This window comes from Roseospira navarrensis (assembly GCF_009601025.1).
GTDB lineage: Bacteria > Pseudomonadota > Alphaproteobacteria > Rhodospirillales > Rhodospirillaceae > Rhodospira > Rhodospira navarrensis.
In genome coordinates, this window is record NZ_WIVE01000022.1 from 35,981 (window position 1) to 58,705 (window position 22,725).

Annotated in this window: 21 protein-coding genes; 11 read left to right on the top strand and 10 right to left on the bottom strand. The window is 70.1% G+C overall.

The window, feature by feature from the left end:
- Positions 1-4 precede the first annotated feature (4 nt).
- From lysA to argH, 3 genes are read right to left on the bottom strand one after another with little or no spacing between them, the layout of a single operon-like run.
- Entirely contained in the window at positions 5-1,276 is a 1,272-nt protein-coding gene (lysA, locus tag GHC57_RS08740) for a diaminopimelate decarboxylase (protein WP_153343248.1), read from the bottom strand.
- Between the two features lie 39 nt (positions 1,277-1,315).
- Positions 1,316-1,540, bottom strand: a complete 225-nt coding sequence (locus GHC57_RS08745; protein WP_153343250.1) for a hypothetical protein — start codon at positions 1,538-1,540, stop codon at positions 1,316-1,318.
- The gene (gene argH / locus GHC57_RS08750; RefSeq protein WP_153343252.1) at positions 1,537-2,967 is read right to left on the bottom strand and encodes an argininosuccinate lyase; all 1,431 of its coding nucleotides are present in this window, start codon (positions 2,965-2,967) and stop codon (positions 1,537-1,539) included. Before argH ends, GHC57_RS08745 begins: the two co-directional genes overlap by 4 nt.
- A gap of 27 nt (positions 2,968-2,994) precedes the next feature.
- On the opposite strand from argH, the gene GHC57_RS08755 reads away from it, so the two are divergent.
- On the top strand, positions 2,995-3,594 hold the full coding sequence (locus GHC57_RS08755) for a TlpA family protein disulfide reductase (RefSeq protein ID WP_153343254.1): 600 nt from the start codon (positions 2,995-2,997) through the stop codon (positions 3,592-3,594).
- 13 nt (positions 3,595-3,607) lie between these two features.
- Here GHC57_RS08755 and GHC57_RS20440 read toward each other — a convergent pair whose 3' ends face one another.
- A complete protein-coding gene (locus GHC57_RS20440; protein ID WP_153343256.1) occupies positions 3,608-4,330 on the bottom strand; it encodes a phosphatase PAP2 family protein in 723 nt (240 codons plus the stop codon).
- A gap of 188 nt (positions 4,331-4,518) precedes the next feature.
- On the opposite strand from GHC57_RS20440, the gene GHC57_RS08765 reads away from it, so the two are divergent.
- Positions 4,519-5,154, top strand: a complete 636-nt coding sequence (locus tag GHC57_RS08765; protein WP_153343259.1) for a GNAT family N-acetyltransferase — start codon at positions 4,519-4,521, stop codon at positions 5,152-5,154.
- Here the strand turns inward: GHC57_RS08765 and GHC57_RS08770 are convergent.
- Positions 5,141-5,698 (bottom strand): hypothetical protein, encoded by a 558-nt coding sequence (locus GHC57_RS08770; protein ID WP_153343261.1) that lies wholly within the window; start codon positions 5,696-5,698, stop codon positions 5,141-5,143. The two genes, GHC57_RS08765 and GHC57_RS08770, sit on opposite strands and share 14 nt — an antisense overlap.
- A gap of 85 nt (positions 5,699-5,783) precedes the next feature.
- Here GHC57_RS08770 and GHC57_RS08775 point away from each other — a divergent pair, with 85 nt between their 5' ends.
- Positions 5,784-6,902 (top strand): BMP family ABC transporter substrate-binding protein, encoded by a 1,119-nt coding sequence (locus GHC57_RS08775; RefSeq protein ID WP_153343263.1) that lies wholly within the window; start codon positions 5,784-5,786, stop codon positions 6,900-6,902.
- A gap of 70 nt (positions 6,903-6,972) precedes the next feature.
- Positions 6,973-7,569: an HNH endonuclease family protein gene (locus GHC57_RS08780; protein WP_246152218.1), complete on the top strand. Its 597-nt coding sequence runs from the start codon at positions 6,973-6,975 to the stop codon at positions 7,567-7,569.
- A 15-nt stretch (positions 7,570-7,584) separates the two neighbouring features.
- Here GHC57_RS08780 and GHC57_RS08785 read toward each other — a convergent pair whose 3' ends face one another.
- The 5 genes from GHC57_RS08785 to queG all read right to left on the bottom strand — a co-directional run bounded on the left by GHC57_RS08785 (position 7,585) and on the right by queG (position 14,874).
- Positions 7,585-7,986, bottom strand: coding sequence for a nucleotidyltransferase substrate binding protein (locus GHC57_RS08785; RefSeq protein WP_153343267.1), 402 nt, complete (start codon positions 7,984-7,986; stop codon positions 7,585-7,587).
- Positions 7,974-8,312 (bottom strand): nucleotidyltransferase family protein, encoded by a 339-nt coding sequence (locus tag GHC57_RS08790; RefSeq protein WP_153343269.1) that lies wholly within the window; start codon positions 8,310-8,312, stop codon positions 7,974-7,976. The genes GHC57_RS08785 and GHC57_RS08790 overlap by 13 nt, the downstream gene beginning before the upstream one ends.
- Positions 8,313-8,329: 17 nt before the next feature.
- A complete protein-coding gene (uvrA, locus tag GHC57_RS08795; RefSeq protein ID WP_153343271.1) occupies positions 8,330-11,200 on the bottom strand; it encodes an excinuclease ABC subunit UvrA in 2,871 nt (956 codons plus the stop codon).
- A 115-nt stretch (positions 11,201-11,315) separates the two neighbouring features.
- Complete coding sequence (locus tag GHC57_RS08800) at positions 11,316-13,532, bottom strand: PAS domain S-box protein (RefSeq protein WP_153343273.1); 2,217 nt, start codon at positions 13,530-13,532, stop codon at positions 11,316-11,318.
- A gap of 181 nt (positions 13,533-13,713) precedes the next feature.
- Positions 13,714-14,874 carry a tRNA epoxyqueuosine(34) reductase QueG gene (gene queG, locus GHC57_RS08805; protein ID WP_170294773.1) on the bottom strand — a complete coding sequence of 387 codons (1,161 nt, stop codon included), beginning with the start codon at positions 14,872-14,874 and terminating at the stop codon, positions 13,714-13,716.
- A 195-nt stretch (positions 14,875-15,069) separates the two neighbouring features.
- On the opposite strand from queG, the gene GHC57_RS08810 reads away from it, so the two are divergent.
- From GHC57_RS08810 to GHC57_RS08840, 7 genes are all read left to right on the top strand, one after another.
- On the top strand, positions 15,070-16,083 hold the full coding sequence (locus tag GHC57_RS08810; RefSeq protein ID WP_153343275.1) for a complex I NDUFA9 subunit family protein: 1,014 nt from the start codon (positions 15,070-15,072) through the stop codon (positions 16,081-16,083).
- Positions 16,084-16,452: 369 nt separating this feature from the next.
- On the top strand, positions 16,453-17,628 hold the full coding sequence (locus GHC57_RS08815) for an aspartate aminotransferase family protein (protein WP_153343277.1): 1,176 nt from the start codon (positions 16,453-16,455) through the stop codon (positions 17,626-17,628).
- Between the two features lies 1 nt (position 17,629).
- Positions 17,630-18,598, top strand: coding sequence for an ornithine carbamoyltransferase (argF, locus tag GHC57_RS08820; protein WP_153343279.1), 969 nt, complete (start codon positions 17,630-17,632; stop codon positions 18,596-18,598).
- Positions 18,599-18,661: 63 nt separating this feature from the next.
- A complete protein-coding gene (gene hslO, locus GHC57_RS08825) occupies positions 18,662-19,630 on the top strand; it encodes an Hsp33 family molecular chaperone HslO (protein ID WP_246152219.1) in 969 nt (322 codons plus the stop codon).
- A 98-nt stretch (positions 19,631-19,728) separates the two neighbouring features.
- A complete protein-coding gene (locus GHC57_RS08830) occupies positions 19,729-20,334 on the top strand; it encodes a hypothetical protein (protein ID WP_246152220.1) in 606 nt (201 codons plus the stop codon).
- A 138-nt stretch (positions 20,335-20,472) separates the two neighbouring features.
- Positions 20,473-22,026 (top strand): acyl-CoA carboxylase subunit beta, encoded by a 1,554-nt coding sequence (locus GHC57_RS08835; protein ID WP_153343281.1) that lies wholly within the window; start codon positions 20,473-20,475, stop codon positions 22,024-22,026.
- A 133-nt stretch (positions 22,027-22,159) separates the two neighbouring features.
- On the top strand, positions 22,160-22,582 hold the full coding sequence (locus GHC57_RS08840) for an OadG family transporter subunit (protein ID WP_153343283.1): 423 nt from the start codon (positions 22,160-22,162) through the stop codon (positions 22,580-22,582).
- Positions 22,583-22,725 lie beyond the last annotated feature (143 nt).

Below are 22,725 nucleotides of genomic sequence, written 5' to 3' on the forward strand. Positions count from 1 at the left end.
CCGATCAGTCCGCCAGCCAGGGCGGCAGGTCCTCCAGCGCGGCCAGATCCTCCAGGCGGGGGCGGCGGCGCACCACGTGGAAGCGGTCGCCGTCCACCAGCACCTCGGGCACCAGGGGGCGGCCGTTGTACTGGTTCGCCATCACCGCCCCGTACGCACCGGCGGTCATGAAGGCGATCAGGTCCCCCGGCGCCACGGGAGGAAGCGCGCGGTCGCGGGCGAAGGTGTCCGTGGTCTCGCACACCGGGCCGACCACATCCACGAGCGGGCGCTCGGCGTGCGCGGGCGGTTCCACCACCGGCCAGATGTCATGCCAGGCGTCGTACAGGGCCGGGCGCATCAGGTCGTTCATCGCCGCATCCACCACTGCGAAGGTGCGCGTGATGCCGTCCTTGCGGTAGATCACGCGCGAGACCAGCACGCCCGCATTGCCGGCGATGGCGCGCCCGGGCTCGATGGTCAAGGCACAGCCAAGGTCGCCCAGGGTGCGCCGCACCACCTCGGCATAGGCGGCCGGCGGCGGCGGACTTTCGTCGCCCTGGTGGTAGGGCACGCCCAGCCCCCCGCCCAGGTCCAGCCGCTCCACCGTCACGCCGTCGGCGCGCAGCATCGCCACCAGGTCGCGCACCTTCAGGAAGGCGGCCTCGAACGGCCCCAGGTCCAGAATCTGCGAGCCGATGTGGATCGCCGCCCCCTTGACCGCGATGCCTTCCAGGGTCATCGCGCGCCGGAACACCTGTCGGGCGCTGGTCCACTCGATGCCGAACTTGTTCTCCGCCTTGCCCGTGGTGATCTTGGCGTGGGTGGCGGCATCCACATCCGGATTGACCCGGATCGCCACCGGAGCCTTCACACCCATGCGGCGGGCGACGGTGTCGATGGCGTCCAGCTCCGGTTCGCTCTCCACGTTGAGCTGATGAACCCCGGCCTGCAGGGCCGCGGCAATCTCATCCTCGGTCTTGCCGACGCCCGAGAACACGATGCGCCCCGCCGGCGCCCCGGCGGCCAGCGCCAGCGCCATTTCGCCGCCCGAGACCACATCCACGCCCGACCCCATGCCGGTCAGCAGGCGCAGCACGGCGCGGTTGCCGTTCGCCTTCATGGCGTAGCAGATGGAGGCCCCCAGCCCCGCGAAGGCATCGGCGAACGCGCGGTAGTGACGGGTCAGGGTGGCCGTGGAATAGACGTAGCACGGCGTGCCGACCTCGGCGGCGATGCGGTCGAGGGGCACGGACTCGGCGTGCAGGCGGCCATCAATGTACGAGAAATGGTGCATGGGACTCCAGGCCTCGGGCGGGCAACCCGGTCTGTGGCGCTAATAAACGGGTTGCGTGCGGTCCACGCTGCGCGGGTCAATGATGGACGAGCGGGGGCGTCCTTCCTCCGGGCGAGGCTCGTCCAGGACCCGGGGGGTCGGATAGACGCGCGGGTAGGTGCTGCCCTCCGGCGGCAGGTTCGGCGCCTTGCGGCCGCAGCCGGTCACGAGGGCCAGCGACAGCCCGAGGGCGAGCCCGAACGCCAGACGCCCCGCGCCCCTCACGGCCCCGCCTCCGGCGTCAGGAACCGGGCGCGGGCGTCGGAACAGGCCGCGCGCACCCGGTCCGGCGCCGTGCCGCCCTGGCTGGCGCGGCTGGCGGCGGACCCCGTCGGATCCAGACGCAGACCGGCCGTGATGCGCGGCTCGACGGACTGCAGGTCGGCCAGGGAGAGATCCTCCAGGCCCACGCCCCGATCCTCCGCCAGCCTGACGATGGCCCCGGTCACATGGTGCGCGTCGCGGAACGGCATCCCCAGCGCGCGCACCAGCCAGTCGGCGATATCCGTGGCGGTGGAGAACCCGGCCCCCGCCGCCGCCGCCAGCCGGTCGCGGTTCACGGTCATCTCGGACACCATCCCCGTCATGGCGGCGAGGCAGAGCATCAGGGTGTCCACGGTCTCGAACACCGGCTCCTTGTCCTCCTGCATGTCCTTGGAATACGCCAGCGGCAGGCCCTTCATCACGGTCAGCAGGCCCGTCAGATTGCCATAGACCCGGCCCGTCTTGGCGCGGATCAACTCGGCGGCGTCCGGATTGCGCTTCTGCGGCATGATCGAACTGCCGGTGGAGAACCCGTCGGACAGCCGCACGAACCCGAACTGGGCGCTGGTCCAGATCACCATTTCCTCGGCCAGCCGCGAGAGGTGCATGACGCACAGGCTGGCGGCGGCGAGAAGCTCGATGGCGAAATCCCGGTCCGAGACCGCATCCAGGCTGTTGGCGGTGGGCCGGTCGAAGCCCAGGGCGGCGGCGGTCATGGCCCGGTCGATGGGAAATCCGGTGCCGGCCAGCGCCGCCGAGCCCAGCGGACATTCGTTCAGACGCGCGCGGGCGTCGCGCAGGCGGCCCCGGTCGCGGCCCAGCATCTCCACATAGGCCAGCATGTGATGCCCGAAGGTCACCGGCTGGGCGCTCTGCAGATGCGTGAAGCCGGGCATGACGGCGTCGGCGTGCGCCTCCGCCTGCGCGATCAGCGCCTGTTGCAGCGCGGCGGCCGCCCGATCCAGATCGTCGATGGCATCCCGGGTCCACAGCCGGAAGTCGGTCGCCACCTGATCGTTGCGCGACCGCGCGGTGTGCAGCCGCCCGGCGGCCGGGCCGATGATCTCGCGCAGGCGGGACTCCACGTTCATGTGGATATCCTCCAGCGCGGTCTTGAAGACGAAGCGCCCCTCGACGATCTCTTGCAGCACCTGATCCAGACCGTTCAGAATGGCCTCGCCGTCGGCGCGGTCGATGATGCCCGTCTCGATCAGCATCCGGCAATGGGCCTTCGAGCCCGCGATGTCCTGCCGGTACAGGCGGCGGTCGAAATCGATGGAGGCGTTGATCTGCTCCATGATCGCCGCCGGGCCGCCCGAAAAGCGGCCGCCCCACATGCTGCTGCGGGCCGTCTGGTGTTCGTCGGAGGTCGCCGTGGTCTCGTCCATTCCTGAAGCCTGTCCACCTGGAAAGCCATGAGCCGCAACAGCACGCGCAGTGGGCCGCTGGTCGCCCTCGCCGTTTTCGTCATCGGCCTAGCCGCCATCGGCGGCACCGCGGTCGCGCCCCGGCTGCTCGGGATGCCCATGCCCGGTTCGTCGGAGGGCGGCGGGGGCGGATCGCCCCTGACCCTGTCGGCCGCGGCCGCGCCCGTGCAGGGCGCGCCCTTCCGGAACCAGCGCGGCGACACTGTGACGCTGGACGCCTTCCGCGGCAAGGTGGTTGTGCTGAATTTCTGGGCCACCTGGTGCGGCCCCTGCGTCCGCGAGATGCCGGCGCTGGACCGTCTGCAGGCCACCCTGGGCGGACCCCGATTCGAGGTGGTGGCCGTGTCGGTGGACCAAGCCTCCATGGACACGCTGCGCGGATTCTATCGCCAGACCGGGGTGGAGACCCTGGCGCTCTATCACGACCCCGGCAGCGCGCTGGCCGGGGCGCTGAAGGTCTCCGGGCTGCCGACGACCGTGATTCTGGACCACGAGGGCCGCGAACTGGCCCGCCACATGGGCTACATGGACTGGGACCACCGCCGGTTCGTGGACTGGTTCAAGCGGCGGATCAGCGAGATCCGGTGAGGCCCATCCCCCATCACCGGGGCGCCCCCAGCCTCAGCGACCAGCCGCGCCGCGCCGCCCAGCGGGCCGCCAGCACGGCCCCGGCGATGCCGATGAAGCTGCCCATCAGCACGTCCGACAGGTAGTGCACCGTCACGAACAGGCGGCTCGCGGCCACCATCACGCCGACCGCGACGAACGTGGGCCAGTGGCGCGGGTAGATCATCGCCAGCAGGGCCATGACCACCCAGATGGTCTGGGAGTGCCCGGACGGAAAGCTGTTGGCGGCGGACTGGAACGACAGCGGCGCCACGCCGTACAGGTCCTCTCGGAACAGCCAGACCGGGCGCAGCCGCCCCACGCCGTGCTTGATGAGGGTCACCAGCAGCCCGGTGCCCGCCAGCGCGGCCAGATAGACCAGCCAGACGCGGGCCTCGTCGCGCCAGCGGGTCCAGACGTCGTCCATCACCGTGGCCGTCATGCCCATCTGGCAGCGCACCAGCATGACCACCGCCAGCAGGTACCAGATCAGGCCCTCGCCCACATCGGTGGCGATGGACCAGAACCCCTTCCAGTCGCCCTGCACCTGCGCCTTCAGCATCAGGGCCAGCGGCCGGTCGATCCAGATCGCGGCGATCAGGCAGGCGAGGCCGACCCAGCCGAACGCCACCAATAACGGACGCCGGCGGGCCTGGGCGGTGTGGGCGCGGATGAGGCGGCCCGTCAGGGCGGACAGGGAAACGGACGCACGAGTCACGGACGGGACCTTCTGTCGGGAGGAGTCTGGGACCGGCCGACACACCGATTGACCTGTCGTCGGCCGCTCTTCCACAAGCGATTGAAAGGTTTTCTTAAAGTGGGCCGTTCAGTATTGTGTCCGAGACGGCTGACGCGCTCCGCCCTCGACCGCCGCCCTGCCCTGCCCCGCCGGTTCGTGACGGCCCCATGTCGCTCGCTCCGCCCACAGTCCCGGTCCCGCGCACGCCCGGCCGCCCGCCGCCGGAGGCCCCGCGCTCGCATCCAGGGACCGGCGCGGCCGGACGGGCCGCGTTCTGGACCGTGACCCGCACCGGCGTGCTGCTGCGGCCCATGACACCGGCCGAGGCCGTGCCCGCCCGCGACTTCCTGGTGGCCCAGTACGAGGCGTTCAACGCCGTGGACAACACCGACGAGGGCCACGCCACCTTCCGCGACTTCGTCGCGCCCGACGCCCTGCGCCGGCGGCTGGACGCGGGCAACGTCACGCACCTGGCCGAGCGGGACGGCGCGATCCTGGGCCTGTGTGAACTGCATCGGGACGGCTACCTGACCCTGCTTTACGTGCGCGGCGACCACCAGGGGCGCGGTCTGGGGCGGCGACTGCTGCGCTGCGGCCTCGCCCGCCTGCTGGCGCTGGAACCGGAGACCCGGCAGGTCCGCGTCCGCGCCACCCCCTACGCCCGGCGCTTCTACCTGCGCGCCGGCTTCGAGCCCCTGACGGACACGGTCCAGGACGACCACGGCATCCGGTTCTACCCGCTCGCCCTGCGAATCACGGACGACCGGGGCGGTGCCGACACCCCGCGGGTCAGCGACACATGAAGGCAAGGGTCCGCTCGGCCAATCCCGGCTCGTGCAAGCCGGACACCAACTGGACCTCCTCGTAGACGACCACGCCAAGATGGGCGTGCACCCGCTTCAGCAGGCGCGCCACGACCTGCTTGCGGGCGTCCAGGTGGTTGACATCGTCCAGGGTCAGCGGCGTTTCGTTCAGTTCGAACAGAATGGCCTCGCGCGCCCACGGCGCCTTCATGCAGGCCGGCACGCGCTTGTCCGGCAGCGGCACCAACCGCGCGGTGACGGCCTGATAGCGGAACCGCTGCCCCTGCGTCACGGGCAGCCACAGGGCATCCAACTGCATGTAGGACCCGCCCACCTGGTCCGCCTCGGACCGCGGCAGCACGGTTTCCTTGTCCGGACGGTCGCCGGCCTCGGCGGCGGACTTGCCGTGGCCGCCGCCCCCGCCGGCTGCCAGCGCCGGACCGGCCGCCATCAGACCGACCCCGAGCACAAGCCCAAGCACCAGCGCCGCCAGAGCGCCCCGGCGGGATCCGTGGGCGAAAACGCGCCCCAGGAAAATGGACATTCGGGTGCTCCCGCGTTGTCGGAAGGGTGACGGGCGGAGTATAAACGGGTCGCGCCGAAATCCGCCACCATTCACGGAGAGCCCCATGCGGAACCCCGCCGGAATCCTGACCCGCCGCGCGCTGACGGCCACCGTCGCCGCCGGTGTCGGCCTCGCGACCCTCGCCTCCTCCGCGCTCGTCTCGCCCGCCCGCGCGGCCGATGATCCGCTCAAGGTCGGGTTCATCTATGTGGGCCCCGTGGGCGACTTCGGCTGGTCCTACCAGCACGACCAGGGCCGACAGGCCATCGAGGCCGAATTCGGCGACGCGGTCGAGACCACCTATGTCGAGAGCGTGCCCGAGGGCGCCGACGCCGAGCGCGTGCTGAACCAGCTCGCCGCCGGGGGCCACGACCTGATCTTCGCCACCTCGTTCGGGTTCATGAACTCGACGATCAAGACCGCCCGCAAGTTCCCGGACGTGATGTTCGAGCACGCCACCGGCTACAAGCGCGCCGACAACGTCGCCACCTACGCCGCGCGGTTCTACGAGGGGCGCTACGTGATCGGCATCATCGCCGGCATGATGACCGAGACCAACACCATCGGCTACATCGCCTCCGTGCCGATTCCGGAGGTGGTCCGGGGCATCAACGCCTTCACCCAGGGCCTGCGCTCGGTCAACCCCGAGGCCAACGTGAAGGTCATCTGGGTCAACTCCTGGTACGACCCGGGCAAGGAGCGCGAGGCCGCCGAGACCCTGTTCGCGCAGGGCGCCGACGTGCTGACCCAGCACACCGACAGCCCGGCCCCGGTGCAGGTGGCCGAGGAAAAGGGCATCTATGCCTTCGGGCAGGCCAGCGACATGAGCCAGTTCGGGCCCAATGCGCACCTGACGGCCATCGTGGATGACTGGCACGGCTATTACATCGACCGCACCCGCGCCGTGATGGACGGCACCTGGGAGAGCACCGACACCTGGGGCGGCCTGGACAGCGGCATGGTCGCGATCTCCGACTACAACCCGATCCTGCCGCCGGAGGTGGTGGACGCCGCCGAGGACGCCCGCAAGGCCATCGAGGCCGGCGAGCTGCACCCGCTGGCCGGTCCGCTGATGGATCAGGTGGGCCAGGTGGTCGTCGCCGAGGGCGAGGTGCCCGACGACGCGGCCCTGCTGTCCATGGACTGGTTCGTGCAGGGCGTGCTGGGCCAGGTGCCGAAGTGACGGCCTCTTGAGCCGCACACGGACCCGAACCCGATCCCGAGCGGCCCCGCGCCTCCGCCCCTTGCGGTGGATGCGCGGGGTCCGTCTGCTGCTCGTGCTGGCCGCTCTGGGGGGCGGCCTGTGGGGTCTGCGCCAGGCCGAGGTGTTCTATCCGGTGGCGCAGCCCTACGACCGGGCGCTGTACGATCACTGGATCGATGCCGACGGCGACTGCCGGGACACTCGCCAGGAGGTCCTGATTCGCGACAGCCTGAGTCCCGTCCGCCTGAACGACCGGGGGTGCCGGGTGATCGCCGGGCGCTGGATCGACCCCTACAGCGGCGCGGTCTTCACCGATCCATCCCGCTTGGACATCGACCATCTGGTGCCGCTGGCCGAGGCCCACCGCTCGGGGGCCGATACCTGGACGGAGGGCCGCCGCCGCGCCTATGCGAACGATCTGTCCTCGCCCCTGACCCTGGTCGCCACCGGGGCCAGCGCCAACCGCTCCAAGGCCGACGGCGACCCGCTGTCCTGGCTGCCCTGGCCGCCCGACCGCTGGTGCGCCTATACCGCCGCCTTCGTGGCCGTGAAGGCCCGCTGGGGCCTGAGCCAGGACCGCCTTGAGGCCTGGTGGACCGACGCCGTGCTGTGGACCTGCGACCGGGTGAGGCCGGTGGGGCGGTAAGGCGGGGCAAGGGCGTCAGGCGCCGGCCTCGGTGCGCAATCCTGCCAGCCAGGCCTTCAACGCGCCGGCATGGCCGGTCATGCGGCCGAAGAGTTTGTCCGCCAACTCCTCATTGTACGTGTGCGCCGCCAAATTGCGGTCCTCGACCATGGACAGTGCCGCCTCGGCGGTCGCTTCGTCCAGGATCCTGACATCGACGCAGGATCGGATGGCAGCGCGAGGACTGTTGGCAAAGAGGCCGTGGCGTTCGCGCAGGACGGCCTGCGCCGCCTTCCAGGTGGCCTCGAACGAATAGACGAAACGCAGGATGCACACGTCCCGACGTTCCGTCGGTGGCAGGGTACCGTTTTCAAGGGCCGCGAACAGAGTCGCCTGCGCCTTGCCGGCCACCTCCAGCCGTTCCGTCAGTCTGTCCAAAGGATCCCCTCCCCCAGCACGCGATCGCGGAAGGCAGGAGAGGCATCGCGGAGATCCTGCACGTCACAGGTCCAGGGCACGGTGGTCTTCTCCAGAGCCTCCCGCACATCGCCGATCACCCGGCGTGGCAGGTCCGGCGGCGCGTCGATGGCGATATCCACGTCGCTGCCCCGATGGGCTGTCCCGGTGGCATGCGAGCCGAACAGCACCGCCCGCGCCCCCGTTCCCGCCAGCGTCTTTCGGACCACCGCCCGCAGGGTGGCCAGATAGCGGGCGTGGCGTTCGGTGTCGGTTTCGGTGTCGGTTTCGGGGGCGGGCGTATCCATGAGGCGACCGTCCGTCTTTACGCCGGTTTTCTTTGCCGCGCCGCCGCTTCGAACAGGTGACCCTTGAGGTACTGCCCCGTGAAGCTCTCGTGGGTGGCGGCGACCTCTTCCGGCGTGCCTTCCGCGATCAGACGGCCGCCGCCCGAGCCGCCCTCCGGCCCCAGGTCGATGATATGGTCGGCAGTCTTGATGACCTCCAGGTTGTGTTCGATCACCAGCACCGTGTTGCCCTGATCGACGATGTGGTGCAGCACCTCCAGCAGCTTGCGCACGTCCTCGAAATGCAGGCCGGTGGTCGGCTCATCCAGGATATACAGCGTCCGCCCGGTGGCGCGGCGCGACAGCTCCTTGGCCAGCTTGACGCGCTGGGCTTCGCCGCCCGACAGGGTCGTGGCCTGCTGGCCCAGATGGATATAGCCCAGCCCGACCTTCTGCAGCAGCTCCATCTTGTCGCGGATCACCGGCACGGCCTTGAACGCCTCGGCCGCCTCCTCGACCGTCATGTCCAGCACATCGGCGATGGACTTGCCCCGGAACAGCACCTCCAGCGTCTCGCGGTTGTAGCGCTTGCCCTTGCAGACGTCGCAGGTCACGTAGACGTCCGGCAGGAAGTGCATCTCGATCTTCAGGACGCCGTCGCCCTGACAGGCCTCGCAGCGCCCACCCTTGACGTTGAACGAGAACCGCCCGGGCTTGTAGCCGCGCGCCTTGGCGTCCGGCAGGTTGGCGAACCAGTCCCGGATGGGCGTGAAGGCCCCGGTGTAGGTGGCGGGGTTCGACCGGGGCGTGCGGCCGATGGGCGACTGGTCGATGTCCACGATCTTGTCGATGTGCTCCACGCCCCGGATGGCGTCATGAGGCCCGGCCAGATCGCGCGCGCCGTGCAGTTGGCGCGCCAGGGCCTTGTAGAGCGTCTCGATCACCAGGGTGGACTTGCCGCCGCCGGACACCCCCGTGACACAGGTGAACGTGCCCAGCGGGATGTCCACCGACAGATCCTGAAGGTTGTTGCCGCGCGCGCCCTCGACGCGCAGCGCCTTGCCGTTGCCCTTGCGGCGCGCGGCCGGCACCGGCACCGCGCGGCGCCCGGTCAGGTACTGCCCGGTCAGGCTGGCGGGGTTGGCCATCACCTCGTCCGGCGTGCCTTCGGCCACCACCTTGCCGCCGTGCACACCCGCCCCAGGCCCCATGTCCACCAGATGGTCGGCGGCGCGGATGGCGTCCTCGTCGTGCTCGACCACGATGACGGTGTTGCCCAGGTCGCGTAGCCGCCGCAGCGTGGCCAACAGGCGGTCGTTGTCGCGCTGGTGCAGGCCGATGGAGGGCTCGTCCAGCACGTACAGCACGCCCGTCAGGCCCGAGCCGATCTGGCTGGCCAGCCGGATGCGCTGGCTTTCGCCGCCCGACAGCGTGCCCGAGGTGCGCGAGAGCGTCAGATAGGTCAGACCCACACTGGTGAGGAACCCCAGGCGCTCGTTGATCTCGCGCAGAATGCGCCGGGCGATCTCCTGGTCCTTGGGCCGCAGACGGTCCTCAAGCCCCTCGAACCACGCGAGAGCGCCGGCGATGGACAGGTCCGAGACCTCGGCGATATGCCGCCCGTCCACCTTGACGGCCAGCGCCTCCGGCTTCAGGCGCGCCCCGCCGCAGGCCTCGCACGGGTGCGACGCCTGGAAGCGCGACAGGTCGTCACGGATGTTCTGGGAGTCGGTTTCGCGCCAGCGCCGGGCGATGTTGGGAATCACGCCCTCGAACGGCTTTTCGGTCCGGTAGGTGCGGCTGCCGTCGTCGAAGCGCAGCGAGACCACCTCGTCCCCCGACCCGTGCAGAATGGCGTGGCGCGCCGCGTCGGGCAGGTCGGACCAGGGCGTGTCCATGTCGGCCCCGAAGTGGGCCGCCACACTCTCCAGCGCCTGGGCATAGTAGGGCGACGGCGCGCCCATCGACGACCAGGGCAGGATGGCGCCGCCGCGCAGGGTCTTGTCCGGGTTGGGCACCACCAGATCGGGGTCGAAGTGCAGCTTGACCCCCAGACCGTCGCAGGCCGGGCAGGCCCCGAACGGGTTGTTGAACGAGAACAGGCGCGGCTCGATTTCCTCGATGGTGAAGCCGGACACCGGGCAGGCGAACTTGGCCGAGAACACGGTTTCCTCACCCGAAGAGGCATCCTCGGCGATCAACAGGCCGTCGGACAGGCCGAGCGCGGTCTCGACCGAGTCGGCGAGCCGGCTTTCCAGGCCCGGCTTGACGATCACCCGGTCCACGACCACGGAGATGTCGTGCTTCACCTTCTTGTTCAGCGCCGGCACCTCGCCCAGATCGTAGACCGTGCCGTCCACCTTGACGCGCTGGAAGCCGCGCTTCTGGAACTCGGCCATCTCCTTGCGGTACTCGCCCTTGCGGCCGCGCACCACAGGGGCCAGCAGATACAGGCGCGTCCCCTCGCCCATCGCGACGATCGCGTCCACCATCTGGCTGACGGTCTGACTCTCGATCGGCAGGCCGGTGGCCGGGGAATGGGGAATGCCCACCCGCGCCCACAACAGGCGCATGTAATCGTGAATCTCGGTGACCGTGCCGACCGTCGAGCGCGGGTTGCGGCTGGTGGTCTTCTGCTCGATGGAGATGGCCGGCGACAGCCCCTCGATGGACTCCACGTCCGGCTTCTGCATCAGTTCCAGGAACTGGCGGGCATAGGCCGACAGGGATTCCACGTAACGCCGCTGACCCTCGGCATAGATCGTATCGAACGCCAGCGAGGACTTGCCGGAGCCGGACAGCCCGGTGACCACCACCAGCTTGTCGCGCGGCAACGTGACGTCGATGCCCTGAAGATTGTGCTCGCGGGCGCCGGTGACGCGGATGTCCTGGGTGGTCGGGGCGGTCATGCGCAGGTCCGTTCGGATCGGAAGGGTTCGGGGGATGCCCCGTACATAGAAGCCCACCCCCGCCCGGACAAGCGGGGCCGATAAGAGTGAGCCGGTTCTGGGGAGCGGGGACGGCCTATTCCGCCGAGCGCCGGGCGGCCTCGGCTTCCGGAACGCCGGCCTGCAGGTGCTTCATGATCTCGCGCAGGGACGCCGGCTTGCGCAGCAGGGCGTCCGCCCGCTGGCGCAGCCGCTCCAGTTCCTTGGTGGAGCGGGCCGCCTGGCCGGTGATGATGACGATGAACACCGTCTGGCCGCCCGCCCGCAGGCGGTCGATCAGCCAGTGCCCGTCGCGTTCCGGCATGCGCAGGTCGGTGATGACCGCCCGGGCGGGGTCGGTGACGTGGATTTCCAGCGCCTGTTGCCCGTTCAGCGCCACCGTCACGCGATACCCGACGGCCTCCAGGAAGGCGGCGATCTCGCGGGCCGCCTCTTCCTCGTCGTCCACCACTAGCACATGGGGCCGCTGACCTTCCGGGGGAGCCTGGGCATCCCCCGGCCCGTCGGCCGCCTGAACCTGGGCGGCGATATGCCCCTGGGCCACGCGCAGCGTCTGGCGGACGCGCGGCAGCACCAACTGGAAGGCAAGACCCTCGTCCGTGTTGGCGACTCCGAGGGTTCCGCCCATCTCGTTGATGAAGGCGAGGCTGATCGACAGGCCGAGCCCGGTGCCCTGGTCCCCCGACTTGGTCGTGAAGAACGGATCGAACATGCGGCTGCGCACCTCTTCGGACACGCACGGGCCATTGTTCAGGAGCACGATGCTCAGCCGGTCGCCGTCCTCCAGCGGCATCGCCGTGACACGGACGCGGGGCGTCTCGCCGTTCAGCAGCCGTTGCCCCTCGGCGGACAACAGCGCGTCGCGGGCATTGCGCAGGATGTTGACCAGGACCTGTTCAAGCTGATGCTGACGGCCAAGGGCCTCGATCCCCTCCAGGCGGTCGTCCACCTCCAGCACGATGTTGTCGTCGCGGAACTGCTTGTCCACGAGGGTGCGGGCCGCGTGGATGGCGCGGGAGATCCGGAACGGCTTGATGGCGCCGGTGTCGCGGCGGCTGAGGCCCTGCATGTACGAGATCACCTCGAACAGCCGCACCACCTGCTCGTCGATGGCGGCGAACCCGCGCTCCGCCCGCTCGGGGTCGAAGCCCTGGCGTTTGATCCGCTCCAGGGCGCCCTCGGCCTTCAGGCGGATGATGTTGAGCGGCTGGCTGATCTCGTGGGCGAGGCTGGCCGACATCTCCCCCAGCAGCGTCAGCTTGGCGGCGTGCTGGAAGCGGGTCTCCAGTTCGCGGCGCTCGGTCATGTCCTCGATGATGACCAGCCCTTGCACGCCGAAGCCGTCGTCGGAGGGCATGATGGCGAACGTGACCCGGGTCATCAGGCGGCGGTCGCCCCGGCCGCGCAACTCGCGCTCGAACACCTCCACCCAGCCGGGGCGCGGCTGGCCCTCGGACAGGCGATAGGCCTCGGTGGCGGTGGTGTCGGGCGCCAGCAGGTCGCGATAGGTCATGCCCCGCAGTTCCAGCGCGGACAGCCCGAGCATGCGCTGCACGGCCTCGTTGGTTTCCATAACGCGGCCGTCCTGGGACAGCGTCATCATGCCAAAGGGCGCCAGGGTGAAGATGTTGCGGAACTTCACTTCGCTGTCGGCCAGCGCGCGTTCCGCCTGCTTGCGCTGGGAGATGTCGTTGAAGGTGGTCAGGCACGAACGGACCACTTCCGGATCGCCCGCGCGCCGCACGACCGCTTCCGACTCCCAGGCCCCCCCGGCATCGCCCCCGCCGTCGGGTTGCTCCAGGCCGGCGTTGGGACGGCTCTGGATCAGGCAGTCCACCTCACGCCCTTCGCGCCCCATGACGCGGATTTCGTCGGTGGCCGGCTGGCCCGCCAGCACCTTGTCCAGATGGCGGGTCAGCGTGGCGTGGGAGTCCGGATGGATGAAGAGGTGAACGGGTTTCTGTTCCACGTCGGAGACCGCCGCTTCGAACAGGCGGGCGGCGCCGCGGTTCGCGGTGACGATGGCGCGCCGATCGGAGATGATGCAGTAGCCCACCGGCGCGCCCTCGAACAGCGCGGCATAGCGGGCGACCATGGCTTCGTTGAACTGCCGGGCCGCGCGCAGCTCCTCGTTCTGAGCCCGCAACTCCTCCTGGTGGGTGGCCAGGTCCTCCAGGGCGGATTCCAGGGCATAGCGCTGGTCGCGGTAGGACGCCAACGCCTGCTCCCGGTCCTCCAGGCGCGCGCGCAGGTCCGCGATCTCGGCATGCAGCTCTTCCACCGTCCGTGTCACCGTCCACACCCTTCCGTTCCGCCAGGGCCGGCCCTCGCCCGACCCGGTCGGCGAGCCAAGCGCCCAGCCAAGCCGGGGATGATACGACGCCCGGGCCGTGCCCGCCAAACGGGCGTTGGAATGAATGCCGGCGGACCGGACGCCCCCCGAAAGGATACCGAATCCGTCCGGATTACACCGACTATGGCGGTCCGTCCAACTCGCTGCGCACGTCTGGATCGGCCTCGTCGTCCCGCAGCGGCGCCAGCAGGGCCTCGGCCGTCGCCGCGTCCGGCGCCAGACGGCGCACGGCCCAGACCGCCGCGCCGCGCACCAGCGGCGACGGATCGTCCAGCAGCCCCCCGGCGGTCGGCAGAAGGTCCGCCCGTCCGCTGTTGCCGATGGCGATCAGCACATTGCGCACGAAGCGGTCGCGGCCGATCCGCTTGATCGGCGAGCCCGAGAACACGGCCCGGAAGCCCGCGTCGTCCAGCGCCGCCAGATCGGCCAGCCGGGGCGCGGTCAGTTCCGCCCGCGCCATGAGCCCGTCATGCGGCGTGCGGGTGGCGAAGCGATTCCAGGGGCAGACGGCCAGGCAGTCGTCGCAGCCGTAGATCCGGTTGCCCATCATGGGCCGCAGCGCGCGGGGGATCGGTCCCTTGTGCTCGATGGTCAGATAGCTGACGCACAGCCGGGCGTCGATGCGGTAGGGTGCATCCGGCCGGATGGCCCCCGTTGGACAGGCGGACAGGCAACGGTGACACGAGCCGCACAGGTCGGGGTGCGGATCGTCGGGCGGCACGTCCAGGGTGGTGAACACCTCGGCCAGGAACAGCCAGGACCCGAACCGGCGCGAGACAAGGTTGGTGTGCTTGCCGGTCCAGCCCAGGCCGGCGCGGCCCGCCAACGGCTTTTCCATCACCGGGGCGGTGTCCACGAACACCTTCACATCCGCGCCGAAGGTCCCGTGAATATGGCGCGCCAGGGCCTTGGCCCGCGACTTCAGGACATCGTGATAGTCCCGGTTTCGGGCGTAGACCGTGACGGCGCCCCGGTCCGGATGATCCAGAAGCGCCAGCGGATCGACCGGACCCGGCCCGTAGTTCAGCCCCAGCGTGAGGATGGACACCGCCTCCGGCCACAGCCCGCGCGGGTCGCGGCGGCGCTCCCGCGTCGTCTCCATCCAGGCCATGGACCCGTGGCGACCCTCGTCCAGGAACAGATCCAGGTTCCGACGCGTGTCCTCCGGCAGCCACGCGCGGGTGACGGCGGCCGCATCCAGGCCCAACGCGGCGGCCTTCTCCAGGATCGCGGCCTTGCGGGCCGGTCCGGCATCATCGGGCCTGGGCTCTGTTTCGGGCACGGTCGGGCTTCCTGGGGGTGTCGATCGGGTCACAGGGCGGCGGGGCGCACTGAACGGTTTTCCCTCTCGCCGCCGCTCGCTAAAGTCCCCCCGGCGTCGGCTGCGCGATCCACGACGGGGGCAGCGGCGTACAGAGGGGCATCCTATATAACAGAAGCGCGCCCGACGCGCAGGCACAGGACAAGGGAGGCCGTGATGGCACTGCGACTGGTGACGGTTTTCGGCGGCAGCGGATTCATCGGCCGGCAGATCGTGCAGCGGCTGGCCAGCGAGGGCGTGCGGGTGCGCGTGGCCGTGCGCGACCCGATCAAGGCCGCCTTTCTGAAGCCGCTGGGTGACCTGGGCCAGATCGCCCCCATGAAGGTGAACGTCAACGACGAGGCCGCCGTGGCCCGGGCGGTCGAGGGCGCGGACGCCGTCGTCAACCTGATCGGCATTCTGTACGAGAGCGGCCGGCGCACCTTCCAGGCCATGCACGTGGACGCGCCGGAGCGCATCGCGCGGCTGTCGGCGGCGGCGGGCGTGACCCGCTTCGTGCAGATGTCGGCCCTTGGGGCGGACGAGACCAGCGCCGCCAAGTACGCCCGCACCAAGGCGCAGGGCGAGGCCGCCGTGCGCCGGCATATTCCGAGCGCCAGCGTGCTGCGGCCGTCGGTGGTGTTCGGCCAGCATGATGCGTTCTTCAACATGTTCGGGGCCATGACGCGGCTGTCGCCGGTGCTGCCCTATTATGTGAAGGACGGCTTCCGCATGACCCGCGACGCCGAGGGCAACCGGGCCATCGACCTGGGCGGCTCCGGCGGGCCGCGCTTCCAGCCGGTCTATGTGGGCGACGTGGCCGAGGCCGCGATGGCCTGCATGACTCGCGAGGACCTGCAGGGCCAGACCTTCGAGCTGGGCGGCCCCCGCGCCTACACCATGCGCGAGATCATGGAACTGGTCGTCGAGCAGGCCGAGCGGCACACCCGCGTCGTGCCGGTGCCGTTCTGGGTGGCGAAGGTGCAGGCGTCGGTCCTGCAGTTCATGCCGAAGCCGCTCATCACCCCGGATCAGGTCAAGTTGCTGGAGACCGACAACATCGTGTCGGGCGCCCTGCCCGGCTTCGAAGCGCTGGGCATCGAGCCCACGGCGGCGGAGGCCGTGTTGCCCACCTACATGACCCGCTTCCGGCCGCACCACCGCAACGTGATCCTGCGGGCGCCGCAATAGGGTCACATACCAGCCGACGATGAGGATGACTCCTCCGACACATGGTCGCTGCGACGACCTGTCACGATGAGTCTTTGTTTTTGTCGCCGCAGCGCCCCTTTGGGGCGCGCGGCTCCGCCGCTTCGCGGCGCCGGCCCAGTCGGGCCGGGCGGCCGACGGAAAGGATGAACCTTTCCGTCGGCCGGTCTCAGAACCGCCCCGCACCCCGTTGTTCCGCCTGCGAATTGTCCTGCGCAGGCGCGTTGACAAGCCGGAGCCGGAGCGGCACACTCCCGCTTTTCCTGGGCCGTGCGCCGCGAAGCGCGCGGCCCGTTGATTTTGGAGCCCCGGCCCTTGCCGGCCGAGGCGCCGCAGTCGGGACGGGCCACCATGACCATGCCGGCCTTGATGGAGAACTACGCGCGGGCGGACATCGCCTTTGAGCACGGCCAGGGCGCGTGGCTGACCGCGCGCGACGGCCGCCGCTACCTGGACTTCGGCGCCGGCATCGCCGTGAACGCGCTGGGCCATGCCCATCCGCGCCTGGTGGCCGCGCTGCAGGCGCAGGCCGGCAAGCTGTGGCATACCTCGAACCTGTACCGCGTGCCGGGTCAGGAGCAGGTCGCCGAAACCCTGGTGGCGCACAGCTTCGCGGACTCCGTGTACTTCTGCTCGACCGGGCTGGAGGCCAACGAGGCCGCCCTGAAGATGGCCCGCAAGGTGTTCCACGACGCCGGGCAGCCGGAACGCGACCGCTTCGTGGTCGCGGGCGGCGCCTTCCACGGCCGCTCCTTCGCCTCCATCGCCGCCGGCGGCAACCCGAAGCACCTGGACGGCTTCGGCACGCCCATGGACGCCTTTGACCGGGTCGCCTTCGGCAACATGAACGAGGCCCGCAACGCGATCGGCGCGCAGACCTGCGCCGTGTTCGTCGAACCCGTCCAGGGCGAGGGCGGCATTCGCCCGGCGCCCGAGGGCTACCTGCGCGGCCTGCGGGACATGTGCGACGAGTACGGCCTGCTGCTGATCCTGGACGAGGTCCAGACCGGCATCGGGCGCACCGGCACCCTGTTCGCCTATGAACACGCCGGCATCACGCCGGACATCCTGACCGCCGCCAAGGGACTGGGCGGCGGCTTCCCGGTCGGCGCCGTGCTGGCCACGGAGCGGTGCGCGCGCGCCTTCACACCCGGCAGTCACGGCACCACCTTCGGCGGCAACCCCCTGGCCATGGCCGTGGCCCAGGCCGTGCTGGACGAGGTGCTGTCGCCCGGATTCCTGGAGCGGGTCTCCCGCGTGGGCGAGACGCTGGGGACCGCGCTCGACAGGCTGGTGGCGGACTATCCCTCGGTCCTGGCCGGGACCCGTGGCCTGGGGCTGATGCGGGGGCTGATCTGTGCGGTCCCCAACGGCGATCTGATCGCCGCCTGCCGCGACCAGGGCCTGTTGCTGGTTCCGGCGTCCGACAACGTGGCGCGGCTGCTGCCGCCGCTCATCATCGACACCACCGAGGTGGATGCCGCGATCGAGAAACTGCGGGCCGCCTGCGCAACCCTGGCGAACTGACATGAACAAGCAGAGCCCGCCCCCCACGTCCGGCGCCAGCCGGGCCAGCGGGACCCCCCGTCATTTCCTGGATCTGGACCAGATCGACGCCGCGACCCTGCACCGCATCCTGGACCTGTCGGACGCCATCAAGCGCGACGGCAACGCGGCCGCGCTGGGCACGGACCGTCCGCTCGCCGGCCGCACCCTGGTGCTGATCTTCGAAAAGAACTCGACCCGCACGCGGGTGTCGTTCGAAGTGGCCATGCGCCAGCTCGGCGGCGACGTGATCGTGCTGGAGGGCGACAAGAGCCAACTCGGCCGGGGCGAGACCATCGCCGACACCGCCCGCGTGCTGTCGCGCTACGCCGACGCCATCATGATCCGCACCAGCGCGCCGGAGAAACTGGCGGAGATGGCGAAGCACGCCACCGTGCCGGTCATCAACGGCCTGACCGACGCGGCCCATCCCTGCCAGCTCATGGCGGATGTGATGACCCTGCGCGAACACAAGGGCGCCGACCTGCGCAACCGCGTCGTGACCTGGAGCGGCGACGGCAACAACGTCGCGCAGTCCTGGATCAAGGCGGCGGCGCGGTTCGGATTCGAGATGCGCGTGGCCTCGCCCGACGTGCTGCGCGCCGACCGGACCGTGGTGGACTGGGCGCTGGCCAACGGCGGCCGCATCGTCGAGGGGGCGGACCCCGAGCAACTGGCGAGCGGGGCGGACTGCGTGGTGACGGACACCTGGGTGTCCATGGGTGACAAGGACGCGGCCAACCGTCACAACCTGCTGCGCCCCTATCAGGTGAACGAGGACCTGATGTCGCGGGCCAAACCGGATGCGGTGTTCATGCACTGCCTGCCGGCGCACCGGGGCGAGGAGGTGACGGACGGGGTCATCGACGGACCCCGCTCCGTGGTCTGGGACGAGGCCGAGAACCGCCTGCACGCGCAGAAGGGTGTCCTGGCCTGGAGCCTGCTGGGCTGACCCGGCCGACCCGATCGCCCGACGCCCCCCTGACGACCTGAAGAGCCGACGCGGGAGCATGTCTTGAACGCGAGCGACCCGACCCCCTGGGACGACAGCCTGTACGGCTTCCACCTGGCGCGGGGCCTGATGCGCGGCCGCCTGGTGCGGCTGGGAGGGGCCCTGGACGACCTGCTGGGGCGGCACGACCATCCCCCGGCGGTCCAGGCCCTGCTGGCCGAAACCACGGTGCTGGCCGCCGCTTTGGCCGGCGGCCTGAAATACGAGGGCGTGTTCACGCTGCAGACCAGTTCGGACGGGGCCGTTCCGACCCTCATGGCCGACGTCACCAGCACCGGCGACGTGCGCGCGGTCGCCCGCGTCGATCAGGAGCGCCTGGACAACCTGCTGAAGGACGCGCCGGACGGGGACGCCCCGATGACCGCGCTGCTGGGACGCGGGCACATGGCCTTCACCGTAGACCAGGGGCCGCGCACCGAGCGCTACCAGGGCATCACCGACCTGACAGGGACCACGCTGGCGCAGGCGGTGGAGCATTACTTCCGCCAGTCCGAGCAGTTGCCGACTCTGGTGCTGTCGGCCGCGCGCCGGGACCCGGCGGCCGCGCCCGGCGCCGGCTGGCAGGCGGGCTGCCTTCTGGTCCAGCGGATGCCGCCCGAGGCCGGCGGTCGCGACGGCTCGGACGCAGCGGATTCGTGGGAGACGGCGGATGTCCTGCTGCGCACGCTGGGACCCGACGAACTGCTGAGCCCGGCGCTGTCACCGGATCGGATCGTCCACCGCCTGTTCCACGGCGAGGATCTGGTCCCGGGCGAGACCCGGCCCCTGCGGTTCGGGTGCCGGTGTTCGCGCGAGAAGATCGAGTCCGCGCTGCGCCGGTTTCCGCGCGCCGAACTGGACGCCATGAAGCAGGAGGATGGCCACGTGACCGCGTCTTGCCAATTCTGCGCGGCCCATTATACCTTCGATGATACCGATCTCGACGCCCTGGCCAGTGACCGGAACGCCCCGGACGGGCCGGAGTCCGATTGACCCCTCCGCTGGGTGAACGACCGATGGCGCCGCGCGAACACCCGATGCAGGACCACCCCGGACAGGCCGGCCATCGTCATGGCCTGTCGCGACGATGCATGCTTGCCGGGATGGGCGGGACCGCGCTCGTCCTGACGGCCGCCCTGACGGGGTGCACCGATCCGCCGCGCGCCCCCCGCTTCCCCGCGCTGCGGTTCTCTCACAAACCACCGTTCCTGTTCCGCGCGCGGCGGGTGGAGGTGCGCTCGGAGTACAGCCGGCCGAACCGCCCGCCGAACGTGGAACACCAGATGCCGCTGCCGCCCGACCGGGCCGCCGGACACTGGGCGGAGGACCGTCTCCAGGCCAACGGCGAGGGTGACGCCATCGTGCGCTTCACCGTGCATGACGCCAGCGTGGTGGAGAAGAAGCTCACTGTCGAGCGGGGCATCAGCGGACTGCTGCAGAACGAGCAGGCGGAAAGCTACCATGCCCAGCTCGAAGCGACGATCGAGGTCGTGGACGACCTGACCGGCATCGCGCTGGCCGCCGCCACCGCCAAGGTGTGGCGGAGTCAGACCCTGGCCGAGAACGCCACCATCAACGAACGCGACAGCGTCTGGTTCGGGCTGGTCGAACGCCTGATTACAGAGTTCGATGCCGCCATGACCGCCCAGATCGAAGCCCATCTGGACAGTGTCCTGCTCAATCCGCCGTCCGCGTAGCCTCCGCCGTCAGCGCCCTTCCCGAACACCGGCTCGTTGGGGCCGACTCACTCCATAAAATTTTATGGCACGATGGCGGTGGACGCGCCCCCCACGTTGTTGCTTATACTGCCGCGCCGCAAATCGAAGGGGACCGTCATGCCGATTTCCAAGCAGGCCGTCGAGGAACTGGAGCGCCGCCGAAAATCCAATATCGTCGGGGGCGGGGCCAAGAAGATCGAAGCCCGCCACGCCAAGGGCCTCTGGAGCGCCCGTGAGCGGCTGAACGCCATGTTCGCCGAAGGCACATTCCAGGAATTCGGGCTGCACGCCCAGCACGAGAGCCGCCAGTTCGGCATGGAGGGCAAGGACCTGCCCGGCGATGCGGTGGTCACGGGCGTCGGATTCGTCGATGGCCGTCCGGTCGCCGCCTTCAGCCAGGACTTCACGGTCGCCGGCGGCTCGCTGGGCTCCATGCACGCCGAAAAGCTGGGGCTCATCATGGACCACGCCGAGCGCTGTGGTGTGCCGGTGGTCGGCTTCAACGACTCTGGAGGCGCGCGCATCCAGGAAGGCGTCATGGCCCTGTCCGGCTACGGTCAGGTGTTCAACCGCAACGTCCGTCTGTCTGGCGTGGTCCCTCAGATCGCGGTGATCGCCGGACCCTGCGCCGGCGGCGCGGCCTACTCGCCCGCGCTGATGGATTTCATCATCATGATCCGCGGCGGCTCCGAGATGTTCATCTGCGGCCCGGAGGTGATTCGCGGCGTCACCGGGCAGGCCACCAGCAAGGACGAGATCGGCAGCGCCGACGTGCACGCCTCGGTCTCCGGCAACATCCACTTCGTCGCCGACAGCGAGGCCGACGCGGTGGAGATCGTCCGCCGGCTGCTGTCGTACCTGCCGGCCAACAACATGAGCGAGCCGCCGCACGACATCTCCGAGACGGTGGACCTGACCGACGACCCCGGCATGGACGACATCCTGCCGGACACCAGCAAGATCCCGTTCGACGTCAAGGACGTCATCAACCGTCTGGTCGATCCGGGCACGTTCATGGAGGTCCAGCGCGACTTCGCCAAGAACATCGTGGTCGGCTTCGGCCGGATCAGCGGCATCGTGGTGGGGTTCATCGCCAACCAGCCGAAGGAAATGGCGGGCTGCCTGGACATCGACGCCTCGGACAAGGGGTCGCGCTTCATCCGGTTCTGCAACGCCTTCGGCATTCCCATCGTGAACCTGGTGGACGTGCCGGGCTTCCTGCCGGGCGTGCGTCAGGAACGCGGCGGCATCATCCGCCACGGCGCGAAGATGCTGTTCGCCTATGGCGCAACCACCGTGCCGAAGATCACCATCATCATGCGCAAGGCCTACGGCGGCGCTTTCCTGGCCATGTGCAGCCGGGACATGGGCGCCGACCTCGTGTTCGCCTGGCCGACGGCGGAAATCGCGGTCATGGGGGCCGAGGGCGCGGTCAACATCCTCTACCGGGGCGATCTGGAAAAGGCGGACGACCGGGTGACGCGCTCCCGCGAACTGGCGGACGAGTACCGCGCCCACTTCGCCTCGCCGTACATTTCGGCTGGCAAGCTGTTCGTGCACGACGTCATCAAGCCGTCCGAGACGCGGGGCCGCGTGTCGCTGGCGCTGCGCACGCTGCTGAGCAAGCGCGAGACCCGCCCGCCGAAGAAGCACGGCAACATTCCACTGTAAGCGCGGACCGGGCGCCCACGACGCGAGCCCCGGCTCCGTCGTCGGCGCTCGCCCGTTCAGTCCGGACCGGGGCCGGGATGGCCGGCGGTCCTGCCCGCCGGTTCGCGGCGAGACACCACCCAAGGAGGCGCACATGCTCGCGGGGCTTGAGATCCTTACGATCGGCATCATCGTGGTGCTGGCGGTGCTGTGCATGCTCTGGGCGTCCTGCTCCATCGTCGGCTACGGCTTCCGCACCATCGAGGTCCGCCAGCAGGCCGCCGAGGCCCGCAAGCGCGACGCCGCCGCCGCTGCCGCCTCGGTCGCCACGGCCCCCGCCAGCCCGGGGCCGAGCGTCTCCAGCGGCATTCCGGCGCATCATCTGGCGGCCATCGCGGCCGCGACGGCGGCAACCATGGACCGCCCCTACCGAATCGTTCAGGTCCGGGCGCCGGTTGTTCCCACGAACGAGTGGAGCAACCAGGCCCGCCTTCAGACCTTCAACTCTCATCGCCGCCAAGGGGACTGGGGCCGCGCGCTCCCGGCCCTGAACGCCGCGCAATCCCAAGCTCGCTAGGGGGACCACCGCATGAAAAAGCTGCGCATCACCGTGGAGGGCACGGTCTATGACGTGACCGTGGAAACCCTGGAGGACGACAGCGCCGGGGCGGCCGCCGCGCCGCCGCCGGTCCGGGCGGCCGCGCCGGCCGCGCCCTCCCC

Excerpts from the sequence above, each read along its gene's own strand:
- GHC57_RS08835 (WP_153343281.1), top strand. The coding sequence starts at position 20,473 with ATGCCGATTTCCAAGCAGGCCGTCGAGGAACTGGAGCGCCGCCGAAAA.
- GHC57_RS08830 (WP_246152220.1), top strand. The coding sequence starts at position 19,729 with ATGCTTGCCGGGATGGGCGGGACCGCGCTCGTCCTGACGGCCGCCCTG.
- GHC57_RS08765 (WP_153343259.1), top strand. The coding sequence starts at position 4,519 with ATGTCGCTCGCTCCGCCCACAGTCCCGGTCCCGCGCACGCCCGGCCGC.
- GHC57_RS08775 (WP_153343263.1), top strand. The coding sequence starts at position 5,784 with ATGCGGAACCCCGCCGGAATCCTGACCCGCCGCGCGCTGACGGCCACC.
- GHC57_RS08840 (WP_153343283.1), top strand. The coding sequence starts at position 22,160 with ATGCTCGCGGGGCTTGAGATCCTTACGATCGGCATCATCGTGGTGCTG.
- GHC57_RS08815 (WP_153343277.1), top strand. The coding sequence starts at position 16,453 with ATGACCATGCCGGCCTTGATGGAGAACTACGCGCGGGCGGACATCGCC.
- uvrA (WP_153343271.1), bottom strand. The coding sequence starts at position 11,200 with ATGACCGCCCCGACCACCCAGGACATCCGCGTCACCGGCGCCCGCGAG.
- GHC57_RS08810 (WP_153343275.1), top strand. The coding sequence starts at position 15,070 with ATGGCACTGCGACTGGTGACGGTTTTCGGCGGCAGCGGATTCATCGGC.
- lysA (WP_153343248.1), bottom strand. The coding sequence starts at position 1,276 with ATGCACCATTTCTCGTACATTGATGGCCGCCTGCACGCCGAGTCCGTG.
- GHC57_RS08780 (WP_246152218.1), top strand. The coding sequence starts at position 6,973 with ATGCGCGGGGTCCGTCTGCTGCTCGTGCTGGCCGCTCTGGGGGGCGGC.
- argH (WP_153343252.1), bottom strand. The coding sequence starts at position 2,967 with ATGGACGAGACCACGGCGACCTCCGACGAACACCAGACGGCCCGCAGC.
- GHC57_RS08770 (WP_153343261.1), bottom strand. The coding sequence starts at position 5,698 with ATGTCCATTTTCCTGGGGCGCGTTTTCGCCCACGGATCCCGCCGGGGC.
- GHC57_RS08790 (WP_153343269.1), bottom strand. The coding sequence starts at position 8,312 with ATGGATACGCCCGCCCCCGAAACCGACACCGAAACCGACACCGAACGC.
- argF (WP_153343279.1), top strand. The coding sequence starts at position 17,630 with ATGAACAAGCAGAGCCCGCCCCCCACGTCCGGCGCCAGCCGGGCCAGC.
- GHC57_RS08755 (WP_153343254.1), top strand. The coding sequence starts at position 2,995 with ATGAGCCGCAACAGCACGCGCAGTGGGCCGCTGGTCGCCCTCGCCGTT.